11 protein-coding genes are annotated in these 14,415 nt (G+C 73.0%); 6 read left to right on the plus strand and 5 right to left on the minus strand.

Going from position 1 to position 14,415, the window contains the following annotated elements; genetic code table 11:
* Window positions 1-70 precede the first annotated feature (70 nt).
* Window positions 71-505, plus strand: coding sequence for an RrF2 family transcriptional regulator (locus tag ACFYYF_RS23380; protein ID WP_388778724.1), 435 nt, complete (start codon window positions 71-73; stop codon window positions 503-505).
* Window positions 506-616: 111 nt separating this feature from the next.
* Here ACFYYF_RS23380 and ACFYYF_RS23385 read toward each other — a convergent pair whose 3' ends face one another.
* Entirely contained in the window at window positions 617-1,819 is a 1,203-nt protein-coding gene (locus ACFYYF_RS23385) for a globin domain-containing protein (protein ID WP_388778726.1), read from the minus strand.
* 325 nt (window positions 1,820-2,144) lie between these two features.
* Between ACFYYF_RS23385 and glnA the strand changes: the two genes are divergently transcribed.
* The 4 genes from glnA (at window position 2,145) to ACFYYF_RS23405 (ending at window position 7,089) form a co-directional block, all read left to right on the plus strand.
* Window positions 2,145-3,506, plus strand: coding sequence for a type I glutamate--ammonia ligase (gene glnA / locus ACFYYF_RS23390; RefSeq protein ID WP_361678215.1), 1,362 nt, complete (start codon window positions 2,145-2,147; stop codon window positions 3,504-3,506).
* Between the two features lie 235 nt (window positions 3,507-3,741).
* Complete coding sequence (locus ACFYYF_RS23395) at window positions 3,742-4,188, plus strand: winged helix-turn-helix domain-containing protein (protein WP_388778729.1); 447 nt, start codon at window positions 3,742-3,744, stop codon at window positions 4,186-4,188.
* The gene (locus tag ACFYYF_RS23400; protein ID WP_388778732.1) at window positions 4,169-5,713 is read left to right on the plus strand and encodes an ATP-binding protein; all 1,545 of its coding nucleotides are present in this window, start codon (window positions 4,169-4,171) and stop codon (window positions 5,711-5,713) included. The genes ACFYYF_RS23395 and ACFYYF_RS23400 overlap by 20 nt, the downstream gene beginning before the upstream one ends.
* A 152-nt stretch (window positions 5,714-5,865) precedes the next feature.
* Entirely contained in the window at window positions 5,866-7,089 is a 1,224-nt protein-coding gene (locus ACFYYF_RS23405) for an LPXTG cell wall anchor domain-containing protein (protein WP_388778734.1), read from the plus strand.
* Window positions 7,090-7,150: 61 nt separating this feature from the next.
* Here ACFYYF_RS23405 and ACFYYF_RS23410 read toward each other — a convergent pair whose 3' ends face one another.
* The 4 genes from ACFYYF_RS23410 to ACFYYF_RS23425 form a co-directional block, all read right to left on the minus strand.
* Entirely contained in the window at window positions 7,151-8,182 is a 1,032-nt protein-coding gene (locus ACFYYF_RS23410; protein ID WP_388778737.1) for a TolB family protein, read from the minus strand.
* On the minus strand, window positions 8,179-9,795 hold the full coding sequence (locus ACFYYF_RS23415) for an MFS transporter (protein WP_388778739.1): 1,617 nt from the start codon (window positions 9,793-9,795) through the stop codon (window positions 8,179-8,181). Before ACFYYF_RS23415 ends, ACFYYF_RS23410 begins: the two co-directional genes overlap by 4 nt.
* A 1-nt stretch (window position 9,796) precedes the next feature.
* Window positions 9,797-10,684, minus strand: coding sequence for an alkaline phosphatase family protein (locus ACFYYF_RS23420; RefSeq protein WP_365484679.1), 888 nt, complete (start codon window positions 10,682-10,684; stop codon window positions 9,797-9,799).
* Between the two features lie 120 nt (window positions 10,685-10,804).
* Entirely contained in the window at window positions 10,805-11,242 is a 438-nt protein-coding gene (locus ACFYYF_RS23425) for a VOC family protein (protein WP_388778742.1), read from the minus strand.
* 146 nt (window positions 11,243-11,388) lie between these two features.
* Between ACFYYF_RS23425 and ACFYYF_RS23430 the strand changes: the two genes are divergently transcribed.
* Entirely contained in the window at window positions 11,389-14,400 is a 3,012-nt protein-coding gene (locus ACFYYF_RS23430; protein ID WP_388778744.1) for a bifunctional [glutamine synthetase] adenylyltransferase/[glutamine synthetase]-adenylyl-L-tyrosine phosphorylase, read from the plus strand.
* The last annotated feature ends 15 nt before the right edge of the window (window positions 14,401-14,415 follow it).

A 14,415-nucleotide genomic window follows, 5' to 3' on the forward strand; every position in this document is an offset into this window, starting at 1 on the left:
CGGCGCCCGGGGGATGCGGGGCCCCGCGGAAAATTTGAACCGGAGATGCGCATTACCTACCCTGGCGGGTATGCGGTTGCTGCGCTCCACCGACCTGGCCCTTCGCGTCCTGATGCGACTGGCCGTCGCCGACGGCTCGACGCCCACCACGCGCGAGGTCGCGGACGACATGCGGGTCCCCTACACGCACGCCGCCAAGGTGGTCGCCGAACTCCAGCACCTCGGACTGCTCGACGCCCGGCGCGGCAGGGGGGGCGGGCTCACGCTCACCGAAAAGGGGCGCGGGGAGTCCGTCGGCGCGATCGTGCGCGTCTTCGAGGGGGAGGGCGACGTCGTCGAGTGCGAGGGCGACACGCCCTGCCCGCTCGTCTCGGCGTGCCGGCTGCGGGGCGCCCTGCGGCGGGCCCAGGAGGCCTTCTACGCCTCGCTGGACCCGCTCACGATCGCCGACGTCGTCGCCGAGCCGACGGGGCCCGTGCTGCTGGGCATCTCCCGGAGGCCGTAGCGGAGGGCCCGGCTCCGGCCCGGAGCCGGGTCCGGGCCGGAGCCTGCCGCGGTACTAGTCAGGGGCCGCCGCCTGCCGCGGTACCAGCCCCGGGCCGCGGCCTGCCGCGGTCTAGTCCCGGGCCAGCCAGAGGTCCGGGCCGAACACCTCGTAGTGGATGTCGGACGCGGGCACGCCCTTGGCCAGGAGCTGGGTCCGTACCGCCCGCATGAAGGGCAGCGGACCGCACAGGTAGGCGTGCGTGCCCGGCCGCACGGTCACCCCGGAGAGGTCGACCAGGCCGGTGCGCCCGGCGGGGTGCCCCGGCTCGGGCCGCTCGTACCAGAAGTGCGTCTCCGCGTCGGCCAGCTTGCCCGCGAACGCCTCGTGGTCGGCGCGCAGCGCGTGCTCGGCGGGGGAGCGGTCGGCGTGCACGACAGTGACGGGGGCCTTGTGGCCGGAGATCGTGAGCTGCTCCAGCATGGCGATCATCGGGGTGACGCCGATGCCCGCCGAGGCGAGGAGCAGGGGAGCGTCGGTGTCGTCGAGGACCAGGTCGCCGTACGGCGCGGAGACCTGCAGGACGTCGCCCTCGCGGACGTGGGCGTGCAGGTGGCCGGAGACCTCGCCCTCGGGGCCGGTCGCGCCGTTCTCGTCCGCGCGCACCCGCTTGACGCTGATCTGGCGCACCGGGGAGCCGGGCGCGCTGGAGAGGCTGTACTGGCGGATCTGGCGGGCGCCGTCGGGCAGTTCGACGCCGACGGAGACGTACTGGCCCGCGCGGAAGTCCGGCAGGGGCGCGCCGTCGGCCGGGCGGATCCGGAAGGTGGCGACGTCGGCGGTCTCCTCGACGCGCTCGGTGACCACCCAGGGGTGCAGGGAGCCGTCGTCCGCGTTCTCGCCGTACAGGCGCTTCTCGATGGCGATCAGGGCGTTCGCCATGAGCCAGTAGACCTCGTCCCAGGCGGCGGCGACCTCGGCGGTGACCGCCTCGCCCAGGACCTCGACGATGGCGGCGAAGAGGTGCTCGTGCACGACCCCGTACTGCTCGGGCGCGACACCGAGGGAGGCGTGCTTGTGGGCGATACGGCCCAGCATCGCGTCCGGCCGCTCGTCGGGGTGTTCGACCAGGTGGGTGGCGAAGGCGGCGATGGATCCGGCCAGGGCCTGACGCTGGGTGCCCGCGGCCTGGTTGCCGCGGTTGAACAGGTTCCGGAGCAGCTCGGGGTGGGCGCTGAACAGCCCGGCGTAGAAGCGCTCGGTGATCTCGCCGATGGCGGCGCCGACGACGGGGAGGGTCGCGCGCACGGTGACGGCGGATTGTTCGGACAGCATCAGGACTCCTCAAAGCCGGGGACGGAGCGGTGGGTTGCACCCCTCCGCATGGATCGCACACTAATAAAACTTGCATCTGAGATGCAAATTAAGGCTCGGGTGACGGGTGAGTACCGGCCGGGCCTTACGGGTGGGGGTGTGAGCAGGCAGTATGTGCGGCAGAGCAGGACACCTGCCGTACGCGAGGCGTTCAGGCCGGGGTCGCCCGGCCGATCATGGTCCGCAACGCGCATGAAATGGTGTTGTGGTGGGATGCTCAGGTGCGCCGATCGTCTTCGAGGCGTGGGAGCAGGCAGCCTGACCAGCAAGGATGGGGAAGCGGAAGATGGACAAGCAGCAGGAGTTCGTGCTCCGGACGCTGGAGGAGCGTGACATCCGGTTCGTACGTCTGTGGTTCACGGACGTACTCGGCTTCCTGAAGTCGGTGGCCGTGGCTCCGGCCGAGCTGGAACAGGCCTTCGACGAGGGCATCGGCTTCGACGGTTCGGCCATCGAGGGCTTCGCCCGCGTGTACGAGTCGGACATGATCGCCAAGCCGGACCCGTCCACCTTCCAGGTGCTGCCCTGGCGCGCCGAGGCCCCCGGCACCGCCCGCATGTTCTGCGACATCCTCATGCCGGACGGTTCCCCGTCCTTCGCGGACCCGCGCTACGTCCTCAAGCGCGCCCTCGCCAAGACCTCGGACCTGGGCTTCACCTTCTACACCCACCCCGAGATCGAGTTCTTCCTGCTGAAGGACCGCCCGCTGGACGGCTCGCGGCCCACCCCGGCCGACAACTCCGGCTACTTCGACCACACCCCGCAGAACGTCGGCCAGGACTTCCGGCGCCAGGCCATCACGATGCTGGAGTCGATGGGCATCTCGGTCGAGTTCAGCCACCACGAGGGCGCCCCCGGCCAGCAGGAGATCGACCTGCGCTACGCCGACGCGCTCTCCACGGCCGACAACATCATGACCTTCCGGCTGATCATGAAGCAGGTCGCGCTGGAGCAGGGTGTCCAGGCCACCTTCATGCCGAAGCCGTTCTCGGAGTACCCGGGCAGCGGCATGCACACCCACCTCTCCCTCTTCGAGGGCGACCGCAACGCGTTCTACGAGTCCGGCGCCGAGTACCAGCTCTCCAAGGTCGGCCGCTCCTTCATCGCGGGCCTGCTCAAGCACTCCGCGGAGATCGCCGCCGTCACCAACCAGTGGGTCAACTCCTACAAGCGCATCTGGGGCGGCTCGGAGCGCACCGCGGGCGCCGGCGGCGAGGCCCCCTCGTACATCTGCTGGGGCCACAACAACCGCTCCGCGCTCGTCCGGGTGCCGATGTACAAGCCCGGCAAGACCGGCTCGGCACGGGTCGAGGTCCGCTCGATCGACTCGGGCGCGAACCCGTACCTCGCCTACGCGCTGCTCCTGGCCGCGGGCCTGAAGGGCATCGAGGAGGGCTACGAACTCCCGCCGGGCGCCGACGACGACGTCTGGGCCCTCTCCGACGGCGAGCGCCGCGCCATGGGCATCGAGCCCCTCCCGCAGAACCTCGGCGAGGCCCTGACCCTGATGCAACGCAGCGAACTCGTCGCCGAAACCCTCGGCGAGCACGTCTTCGACTTCTTCCTCCGCAACAAGAAGGCGGAATGGGAGGAGTACCGCAGCGAGGTCACGGCCTTCGAGCTGCGGAAGAACCTGCCGGTGCTGTAAGCCCAGGTCAGGGGCTTTTTCTACGGTTCAGCACGTGGGGCCCACGGTCATCGACCGTGGGCCCCACGGCCGTCCTCACCACCTCTGGGCCGTCTGCGGGCCGTCCGCCCCGGAAACTCCGCCCTCAAGGATGCACTCCACGACCCGCCGGGAAATGCCGCAGCGTGTGCATGCCGTGTTCTCACGCCGCCCGGAAGCGCTCACCGGCGCTCGGGTGCGAGGGAGTGCTCAGAAGGTGCTCGGCCTGGACCTGGGCGCGGACGACTATCTCGTCAAGCCCTTCGCCCTGGCAGAACTGCTCTCCCGGCTGCGCGCGCTGATGCGCCGGGGCGCCCGCGAACGGCCCGCCGTCCTCACCGTGGGCGACCTCACGCTCGATCCGGCGACCCGTCGCGTGGCCCGCGGCGCCACGCCGATCACCCTGACCGCCAAGGAGTTCGCGCTGCTGGAGTGCCTGATGCGGCTCTCCGGACAGGTGCTCTCCAAGGCCGAACTCATCGAACACGTCTGGGACTTCACCTTCGACGCGGACTCGAACGTCGTGGAGGTGTACGTGGGCTACCTCCGGCAGAAGATCGACCGTCCCTTCGGAAGGCGGTCGCTGGTCACGAGCCGCGGCGCCGGTTACCGGCTGAGCGACGACCGCAAGGACCGGTCGGGCCGTGCGCAACCCGTCGGCTAGCCTTCCCGTCCGGCTCCGCCTGACCCTCGCCTTCTGCCTGGCCATGGCGGTGGTGCTGACCGCGCTGGGCGCCTTCCTCTACACCCGGATGGGCACGGAGCTGACGGCCGCCGTCGACCTCGACCTGCGCGCCCGCGCCGCGGCCACCGTCGGCTCGCTGGCCCGGAGCGAACGGGCCCCGCTGGACGCGGGCCGCGGACTCATCGACCCCGACGAGTCGTTCGGCCAGATCCTGTGGCCGAACGGCGACGTCGTCGAGACGACCCCGGCCGTCGCGGCCGCACCGATGGTGCCGCCCGGCACCGCGCGAACCGTCACCACGCCGGTCTTCCTCGAGCGTCATGTCGTGGGCGTCGACGACCCCGCCCGGCTGCTCGCGCTGCCCGTCCGGCTGCCGGGAGCCGTCCCCCGCCCGGCCGTCCTCGTCGTCGGCGCGCCGCTCGGCGACCGGGCGGAGGCGCTGGACCGGCTGCTGCTCCTGCTGCTCATCGGCGGCCCGCTCGCCCTGACGGCCTCCTCGTACGCGGGCTGGCTGCTCGCGGGCGCGGCCCTGCGCCCGGTCGAGCGCATCCGCCGGGAGGCCGCCGCGATCTCCGAGGCCGAGCCCGAACGGCGGCTGACCGTCCCGCCGACCGGGGACGAACTGGCCCGTCTCGCGCGCACCCTCAACGCCATGCTCGCGCGCCTGCAGGACGCGCTGGAACGCGAGCACAGCTTCGTCGACACCGCCGGACACGAACTGCGTACCCCGCTCGCACTGCTGCGGGCCCAGCTCGAACTGGCCACGGCACGCCCGCGCGACCGCACCGAGCTCGAAGCCGCCCTGCGCTCCGCCGCCGCCGAGACCGACCGGCTCGTCGGGCTCGCCGAGGACCTCCTCGTCCTCGCCCGTGCCCGGCAGGGCCGGCTCCCGCTGCGCCGCGAGACGGTCTTCCTGCCGGGGCTGCTCACCGACGCGGCCGAGGCGTTCCGCGCCCGCGCGACCGCCGCCGGCGCGACGATCACGGTGGAGACCCGCGGCAGCCGCGAGGCCACCGCCGACGTCGATCCCGTACGGCTGCGCCAAGTCCTGCACAACCTCATCGACAACGCCCTGCGTCACGCCGGCCCCGCCGGGCCGGGCCGCATCACCCTCGGAGTCGAACGCGCGGACGGCACGGTGCGTGTGTGCGTGCGTGACCAGGGCCGGGGCTTCCCGTCCGCCGTGCTGGCCGGACCGCCGTCCCCGCGTCCCGACGCGTCCGCAGGCGGGCTCGGCCTGTCCATCGTCGCGATGATCGCCGCGGCGCACGGCGGCCGGATGGACCTGGCCGACGACCCGATGGGCGGCGCGACGGTGACCGTGAGCCTGCGCACCGCGCCCGCGCGGGACGGTCGGGCCGAGGGCCGCAGTGCCGCGGCCGGCCGGCGGGCGGAACCGGCGGAGAGGGCCGTCGAACGCGCGGCACAGCGCGGCGGAGAGGGCGGCCGGTGCGCCGGGGCCGGCACCGATCCCGGGCGGACCGGCAGCCCCGGGCGCCCTTGACGTCCTCCCGAGAAACAGACGTCCTCCCGAGAAACTGGCGTCCTCCCGAGAAACACCGGTGCAACCTTTGCGGCCCATCGGATGTCCAAGACATGGCCGGACGGCGAAGCTCCGGTCGCCGTCCGGCCATGTTTCGACTAGGAGATCCAACCGTGCGCCAGCGCATCCGCCCCTCGCACCTTCGCAAGCCGGCGGCCTTCGTGGCCGCCGCCGCGTTCGTCGCGGCCGTTCCGGCGGTCGCCGCGGCTCCGGCGTACGCGGATCCGGGCGAGGCCTCCCTGGAGATATCGACCCTGGCGAGCGCGTCGCCCAAGCCGGGCGAGGTGTACGACAGGAACGTCGTCGTCACCAACAAGGGCACCGCGGCGGCGGACGGCTTCACCTTCCGGGTCCGGCTGACCCGCGGGCTCGACTTCCCCGAGCAGGTGAAGGGCTGTACCTACTCGACGATCGCGGACCAGGTCCGGCAGGCCGTCTGCGAGCTCGACACGGTCATCGCGCCCGGCGCCTCGGTCGAGACGCCCGTGCGGTTCAAGGCGCTGCCCAAGGCGCTGATGGAGCAGGTCGAGTACGGCACCTCGGCCACGGGCGCGCTTCCGGGCGAGGGATTCTCCGACAGCTACCGGCGCCTCGACCTGACCGCGGACAGCTCGGCCGACCTCGTCGCGCTCGGCGAGGACACCGAGGCCCTCGCGGGCGGGCGGCAGTCCATCAACGTGGGACTCCGCAACGACGGCCCCGGCTGGATCAAGGTCCAGACGAGCGACGACCAGCCGGCGCTCATGGTGCGGATACCGAAGGGCACCACCGCGAGCCAGGTCCCCGACGACTGCTCGCCGTTCGGGATCGACGGCCCGAACGCGCCCGGGGGTACGCCGGGCAGGCCCGTCTACGTCTGCACGCCCGACGACCACGTCATCGAGGTCGGCCAGACCCTCACGTACACCTTCATGCTGGACGTCGCGAAGGGTACGAAGACCACCGACGGCTCGGTGAAGGCGACCTCGGTCTACGACATCCACCCGGACTTCGACAAGAACGCCGCCAACGACACGGCCAAGATCCACGTCGCCATCCCCACCGACAACGAGGAGGACCCCTCCCCGTCGCCGTCCGCCGCCTCCCCGGGAACCTCCACCGGCGGCAACGACCACGAGGGCCAGTCCACCGGCGGCTCCGGCGGCACGGGCGGTACGGGCTCCACCTCGGCCGGCTCCACGACGGGCGGCTCCACCACCGGTGACGTCGACGGCAGCCTGGCGAGCACCGGCTCCGACGGCACCCCGGTCCTCGCGGCCGCCGCGGCGGCAACCGCCGTCCTCGGCGGCGGGCTGGTCCTGGCCGTCCGCCGTCGCCGCGCGGGCGCCGGGTCCTGACGGTCCCCTGCCCGGGCCGGTCCCGGGCCGCGGTCCCCGGGACCACGGCCCGGCGGACGTCCTAGGTCCCGTCCGCGCCCACGTACGCGGGTGACACGGCCGCGGTGCTCACGCGCCGCGGCTTTCCCGTGCCGTCGGCCGGCAGTGTCCACAGGTCGGCCCCGTAGTCGCCGGGCAGGGCGTAGACGAGGGCGCGGTCGTCGCTCCAGACCACCTGGTCGTCGACGCTGCGCGGCTCGGCGAGCGCCGTCTCGTGCCCGGTGCGCAGATCGAGGACGTACAGGCGCCAAGGGGCGTCCGCGGGTAGGCCTTTGACGCGCTTCTTGAAGGCGACCCGGGTCCCGTCGGGGGAGAGCGACGGGCACTCGACGTTCGTGTGCAGGGTGGTGACCGTGCGGGCGGCGAGGTCGCCGCGGACGAGGTAGGTCGTGCCGTGCGTGGCCATGGTGGCGTAGAACCCGCGGTCGTCGGCCATGAAGGTGACACCCCAGAAGTTGACGTCGGCCGACCGGTAGGTCCTGCCGTCCTTCACCACCCGGTATGCCTCCAGGGACGGCGTCAGCTTCCCCGTACGCGTGTCGACGATCGCCGCCCGGGTGGAGAAGTCCGTGCCCGCGTACGAGTCGCCGCCCACGAACGCCGTCCAGGCGGCGTAGCGGCCGCTGGGCGAGACGCGGGCGCGGGAGGGGATGCCGGGCACGTCGTAGCGGGCCCTCTCGCGCAGGGCGGCGTCGAGGATCACCGCCCGGTAGGTGTCCTGGACCGCGCCGTGCACCGCCCGGAGACACACCCCGGTGCCCGAGGCGGCGTGGAAACGCAGGCACTTGACCCCGGAGGCGGTGCGCGGACCCGACGGGCCGGACGCCGGGACGGACGTCAGCTCGTCGCGGTGCGGGCCCCACGCCATGTTCCGGAACACCAGCCGCCGGGAGTCGGTCAGGGAGACCGTCCCCGCGGTGATCCGCGGGCCGCCCGGCTGCGCCCGGTCGCGGCGCTCCGCGCGGGCCGAGGCGTGCAGCACGGAGGCCGTCGCGACGCCCGCGAGGACGAGCAGCGCCGAGACCAGGACCAGGATGCGGTTGCGCGGCGTCATGCGAGGCGGCCTTCCGAAGGGGTGCGGCGGAGCGGGCGCAGGCTCAGGGAGAACAGCGCGCACAGGGCCAGCGCCGCGGCCGACGCGGTGAGCGCCGTACGGTCGCCCCACGCCGTCCAGGCGGCGCCGAAGGCGAGCGAGCAGGCGAAGCGCGCCAGCGCCTGACCCGTCTGGACCAGGGCGAGCCCGGACGACCGCAGTTCCTCGGGCACGCTGTCCGAGGCCGCGGCCATGAGCACGCCGTCCGTCGCCGCGTAGAAGCCGCCGTGCAGGAACAGGACGGCGAACGGCAGCGCCGTACCGTGCCAGGACGTCAGCAGCAGGCCGTACGCGAGGAGCAGGGCGCCGTGCCCGGCCAGGAACACCCGCCACCGGCCGGCCCGGTCCGCGAGCCGGCCCAGCGGCACGGCCAGCAGCAGGAACGCGGCGGCGGTGCCGACGGGCAGCAGCGCGAACCAGCGGTCCGGCACCCCGAGCCTGTGCTGGAGCAGCAGGAACACGAACGAGTCGCTGACCGTCGCGAGGCCGAGCAGGAGCGCGCACAGCGCGATGCCGCGCAGCTCCGGGCGGCGCAGGAGCCCGAGGGCGGCCCGCAGGGTGGGGCGGGGCGCGGCGGTGCCGGCCGGCCCGCCGGTGACCTCGGCCTCCCCGGGCGGACCCGGGGAGGCCTCGGGGCCCCGCGGCTCACGGGAGCCGTGCGCGGCCGGGGCGGGCGAGGAGCCGGCGGAAGTCGGGGAGCCCAGGGAAGTCGGGGAGCCCAGGGAAGTCGGGGAGCCCGGGGAAGTCGGGGCGGCCGGGGTGTCTGGGGCAGTTGGGGCAGCCGGGGTGGCCGGGGAAGGCCGGGACACCGCGGAGGCCGGGGAGGTCGGGGAGCCCGGGGAAGGCAGGGACACCGGGGAGGCCGGGGATGCCGTCCGGGACACCTGAGACACCTGAGATACCCGGGACCCCCGTGGGGCGCCGCCCGGTACGAACAGGGCCAGGACCAGGACGCCCACCGCGGCGACGCAGAAGCTCACCGTGAACACCGCGTCGTAGCCGTCGACGGTCGCCCGGAGGATCAGGAACGCGACGAACGGGCCGATCAGGGCGCCCGCCGTGTCCATCGCGCGATGGACGCCGAAGGCGCGGCCCCGGGTCTCCGGGTCGCTGGACAGCGAGATCAGGGCGTCGCGCGGCGCGGTGCGCAGGCCCTTGCCGGTGCGGTCGGCGGCGAGGACCAGGCCGATGGGGGTCAGGGTCTGGGCCACCAGGAGCAGCGGCTTGCAGACGGCCGAGAGGGCGTATCCGGCGCCCGCCACCCACTTGTGGCGCCCGCCGCCCCGGTCGGCGAGATGCCCGCCGGCCAGCCGGACCAGTGCCGAGAAACCGTTGTAGATCCCGTCGAGGAGCCCGAAGCCGAGGGGGGACAGGCCGAGGCCCGCCACCAGGTACAGGGGCAGGACGGCCGTCACCATCTCCGAGGAGACGTCGGTGATCAGGCTGACCGTGCCGAGCGCCAGCACCGTGGGTCCGACCGCGGTGAGGCGCCGCCCGGCACGGGGCCGGGCGGCGCTCTCCGCGGACGGCGCGGCGGTCTCGGGTGCACCGGCGCGACTGTCCGCAAGGTACATGTCAGGACGTCCAGATGCCCGTGATGTCCTTGGCGGAGGCGGCGTTGCCGGCGTGCGTGAGGCCGTGCATGTCCTCCAGCGTGCGCAGCAGGTCGTAGTGGTTGTACGTGGTGGAGGACGAGGATCCGGCGGTCACCTGCTGCCCGTACAGCACCGTCGGGATCTTGTTGCCGGCGAGCCGGTTGTCCTCGTCGAAGGTGACGACGAGCAGGCTGTTGTGGGTCTTGGCCCAGGTGGCGTACGCGCCCAGGTTGTTCTTCAGCCAGGTGTCACCCGAGGACACCGAGCAGTCGTGCATGTCGCTGCACAGGTTCGGGACCACGAAGGAGACCTGCGGAAGCGTCGTGTAGTCCGTCGGGAACTGGGCGAAGGTCTTGGCGCTGGACGTCGGTACGTTGCTGAAACCGAACCAGGGGTTGTGCTTGCGCGCGTACTTCCCGCTGCTGCACGTGGTCGAGCCCTGGCTGGGCAGCGTCTCGTTGTAGCTGCCCCAGGTCCTGCCCGCGGCGATGAGCTCGGAGGCGAGGTTCGGGGCGGAGGAGAAGCCGGGCGTGTAGCAGCTGTCGTCGGTGATGCCCTGGGTGGAGCCGGAGAACAGGGCGAAGTAGTTGGGCTGGCTCGGGTGCGTCTCGGCGTACGACTGGGTGAGGTTGGCCCCGCCGGTCCTGAGCGAGTTGATGTACGGGGCGCTGGAGGAGCCGATCACCTGGCTGTACGCGTGGTTCTCGAAGACCACGACGACGACGTGGTCCGGGGTCGGGACCGCGGCCGCGGCGTGCGCGGGGGCCGAGCCGGCGAACCCCGACCACAGCCCGACCGCGGCCGCGGTGAGGGCGAGGGCGGATGCCACGACGGCACGGCTGCGGGTGTACACGTTTCTGCCGGACACTTCAGACCTCCGGTGGGGGGAGAGGCGACGGTGGCGGTGCGGACAGAGCATGCGCACGCCAACATTCCCGCCGCCCACGCCCCTCAACCGGAGGGATGAAGATCGGATGAACTGCTGCCGTCAGCGCTCGCCGGCCAGCTGGGCCAGGACCTGGTGCAACGGCTCCTTCGCCCGCCGGCGGTACTCCTGGATCGCCCAGCTGTTTCCGTCCGGGTCCTTGAAATACATGAAGGTGGCCCCGTCCTGCGGCGTGAACGCGACCGGCTCGCTGACGTCGAGACCGCGGGCGGTCAGCTCCTCGTACGCCGCCGCGGCGTCCTGCACGCACAGCTGCATCCCGTGGTACGTCCCCGGCCGCGGTGTGCCCGTCGGCATCCGGAGCCCGTCGGCGAGCGCGATCGAACACCCGGACCCGGGCGGCGTCAGCTGCACGATCCGCACCCCCTCCATCACCTCACCGTCCAGGTCGACGTGGAAGCCGACCTTGTCCCGGTAGAACTCCTTGGCGCGGTCCACGTCGGAGACCGGCAGCAGGATCACTTCGAGGGTCATGTCCATGGGGTGGCTCCCTTGTCGTACGGCTCACGGCTCTGTCCACAGAAGCCCAGACCGGTGCGGGGCGCCACCCTGGAGACCGGGGTTACGCTCGCTTCGCACGACCTTGATCCGATGATCGGTGAAGTCCGATCCGACAGGAGGCCGGGATGACGGCGCCGGGGCGCAGGAGCAGTACCTTCACGCGGCTGCTGCGGCACGGCTTCACCGATCCGTCGGCGGCCGAGGGGCTCCTGGAGGGACCCGAACTGGCCCCCGTGCGCACCGACCCGGTCCTCCTGGACGCGCTGGGCGCCACCGCCGACCCCGACCTCGCCCTGCTCGGACTCGTCCGGCTCGTCGAGGCGCAGGACGGCCCCCTCGCCCAGCGGGAACTCCTCGACACGCTGATCGCGGCCAAACCGCTGCGGGATCGGTTGCTCGGGGTGCTCGGAGCCTCCGCCGCGCTCGGCGACCACCTGGCCCGGCACCCGCACGACTGGCAGGCCCTCGTCACCTACGAGGCGCGGGACCTGCATCCCGGTGTCCAGGAGTTCGAGCGGGGCCTGGCGGACGCCACGGACCCCGTCGCGCTGCGCGTCGCCTACCGGCGCTGCCTGCTCTCCATCGCCGCGCGCGACGTGTGCGGCACCACCGACCTCGCCCAGACCGCCGCCGAACTCGCCGACCTCGCCACCGCCACCCTGCGCGCCGCGCTCGCCATCGCCGGCGCCGCCGCCCCCGACGACGCCGCGCTGTGCCGGCTCGCCGTCATCGCGATGGGCAAGTGCGGGGGACACGAGCTGAACTACGTGTCCGACGTCGACGTGATCTTCGTGGGGGAGGGCGTCGAGGGGGCCGACGAGGGCAAGGCCATTCAGGCGGCCACCCGGCTCGCCTCGCACATGATGCGGATCTGCTCGGAGACGACCGTCGAGGGCAGCATCTGGCCGGTCGACGCCAATCTGCGCCCCGAGGGACGCAACGGCCCCCTGGTGCGCACGCTCAGCAGCCACCTCGCCTACTACCAGCGATGGGCCAAGACCTGGGAGTTCCAGGCGCTGCTCAAGGCCCGCCCGGTGGCCGGCGACCTGGAGCTGGGCGAGGAGTACGTCGCCACCCTGGCCCCGCTCGTGTGGCACGCCGCCGAGCGGGAGAACTTCGTCGCCGACGTGCAGAAGATGCGGCGCCGGGTCGTGGAGAACATCCCGGCCGCCGAGATCGAACGGGAGCTCAAGCTCGGCCCCGGAGGGCTCCGGGACGTCGAATTCGCCGTGCAGCTCCTGCAACTGGTGCACGGCCGGGCCGACACGACCGTACGCAGCGGAACCACCCTGGACGCCCTGAAGGCACTCGCCGCGGGCGGATACGTGGGGCGCGCCGACGCCGTACAGCTCGACGACGCCTACCGCTTCCTGCGGTCCATGGAGCACCGCATCCAGCTCTTCCGGCTCCGGCGCACCCATCTGGTGCCGACGGACGAAGCCGATCTGCGCCGGATCGGACGGTCGCTGGGGCTGCGCGTCGACCCGGTCGGCGAACTGAACCGGGAGTGGAAGCGGCACGCGGCGATGGTCCGGCGGCTGCACGAGAAGCTGTTCTACCGGCCGCTGCTCGACGCGGTCGCCCAACTGGCACCGGGCGAGAGCAGGCTGAGCCCGGACGCGGCCAGGGAGCGGCTCATCGCCCTCGGGTACGCCGACCCGGCGGCCGCCATGCGCCATCTGGAGGCGCTGGCCTCCGGGGTCAGCCGCAAGGCCGCCATCCAGCGGACGCTGCTCCCGGTGCTGCTGGGCTGGTTCGCGGACTCCGCCGACCCCGACGCCGGTCTGCTCAACTTCCGCAAGGTGTCGGACGCGCTGGGCAAGACCCCTTGGTATCTGCGGCTGCTGAGGGACGAGGGCGCCGCGGCCGAGAACCTCGCGCGGGTGCTCTCGGCGGGCCGGCTCGCCCCCGACCTGCTGATGCGCGCGCCCGAGGCGGTGGCCCTGCTGGGCGACGGCGAGAGCGGCGGTCTGGAACCGCGCGGCCGCGCCCAGCTCGAACAGGAGATCCTCGCCGCGGTGCGCCGGGCCGACGGCGGCGAGCAGGCCGTGACCGTCGTGCGCGGTGTCCGGCGCCGGGAGCTGTTCCGTATCGCCGCGACGGACATCGTCGCCTCGTACGGGACCGAGGAGACACCGGCCGTCGCCGATCAGGGGGCCCTGGTCGACCTCGTCGGCGGCGCGGTCTCGGACCTCACGGCGGCGACCCTCGCGGGCACCCTGCGGGCCGTGGTGCGCGACGGCTGGGGCGACACGCTGCCCACCCGGTTCGCCGTGATCGGGATGGGCCGCTTCGGCGGCCACGAGCTCGGCTACGGCTCCGACGCGGACGTGCTCTTCGTGCACGAGCCCCGCGAGGGCGTGGACGAGCAGGAGGCGGCGCGGGCCGCGAACGCCGTGGTGTCCGAGATGCGGCGGCTGCTCCAGATCCCGAGCGCCGATCCGCCGCTGCTGATCGACGCGGATCTGCGCCCCGAGGGGAAGTCCGGGCCGCTGGTGCGGACCCTGAAGTCGTACGAGGCCTACTACCGGCGCTGGTCGCTGGTGTGGGAGTCGCAGGCCCTGCTGCGGGCGGAGGTCGTGGCCGGGGACGCGGACCTCGGAGGCCGGTTCATCGAGCTCGTCGACCCGCTCCGATATCCGGCGGAGGGGCTGGGCGAGGAGGCCGTACGGGAGATCCGGCGGCTGAAGGCCCGGATGGAGTCGGAGCGGATGCCGCGCGGCGCCGACCCCACCCTGCACACCAAGCTCGGGCGCGGCGGCCTCTCCGACGTGGAGTGGACCGTCCAGCTCATCCAGCTCCGGCACGGCTGGGCCGAGCCGGGCCTGCGCACGACCCGGACCCGCCAGGCGCTGGCCGCGGCGTGCGCGGCGGAACTGCTGTCGACGGAGGACGCGGCGACGCTGGACGAGGCCTGGGTGCTGGCCACCCGGGTGCGCAACGCCGTGATGCTCGTCCGGGGCAGGGCGGGCGACACCTTCCCCTCGGACGGACGGGAGCTGGCCGCCGTGGGCCGCTACCTCGGGTACGACCCCGGGCACGTCGGGGACATGCTCGACGACTACCGGCGCACCACCCGGCGGGCCCGGGCCGTGGTGGACGAACTGTTCTACGGGTCGGCACCCGGAGGTCACTGAACGTGACCGCCCGGG

Origin of the sequence: Streptomyces sp. NPDC001914, assembly GCF_042891215.1 — a bacterium.
Classification (GTDB): Bacteria; Actinomycetota; Actinomycetes; order Streptomycetales; family Streptomycetaceae; genus Streptomyces.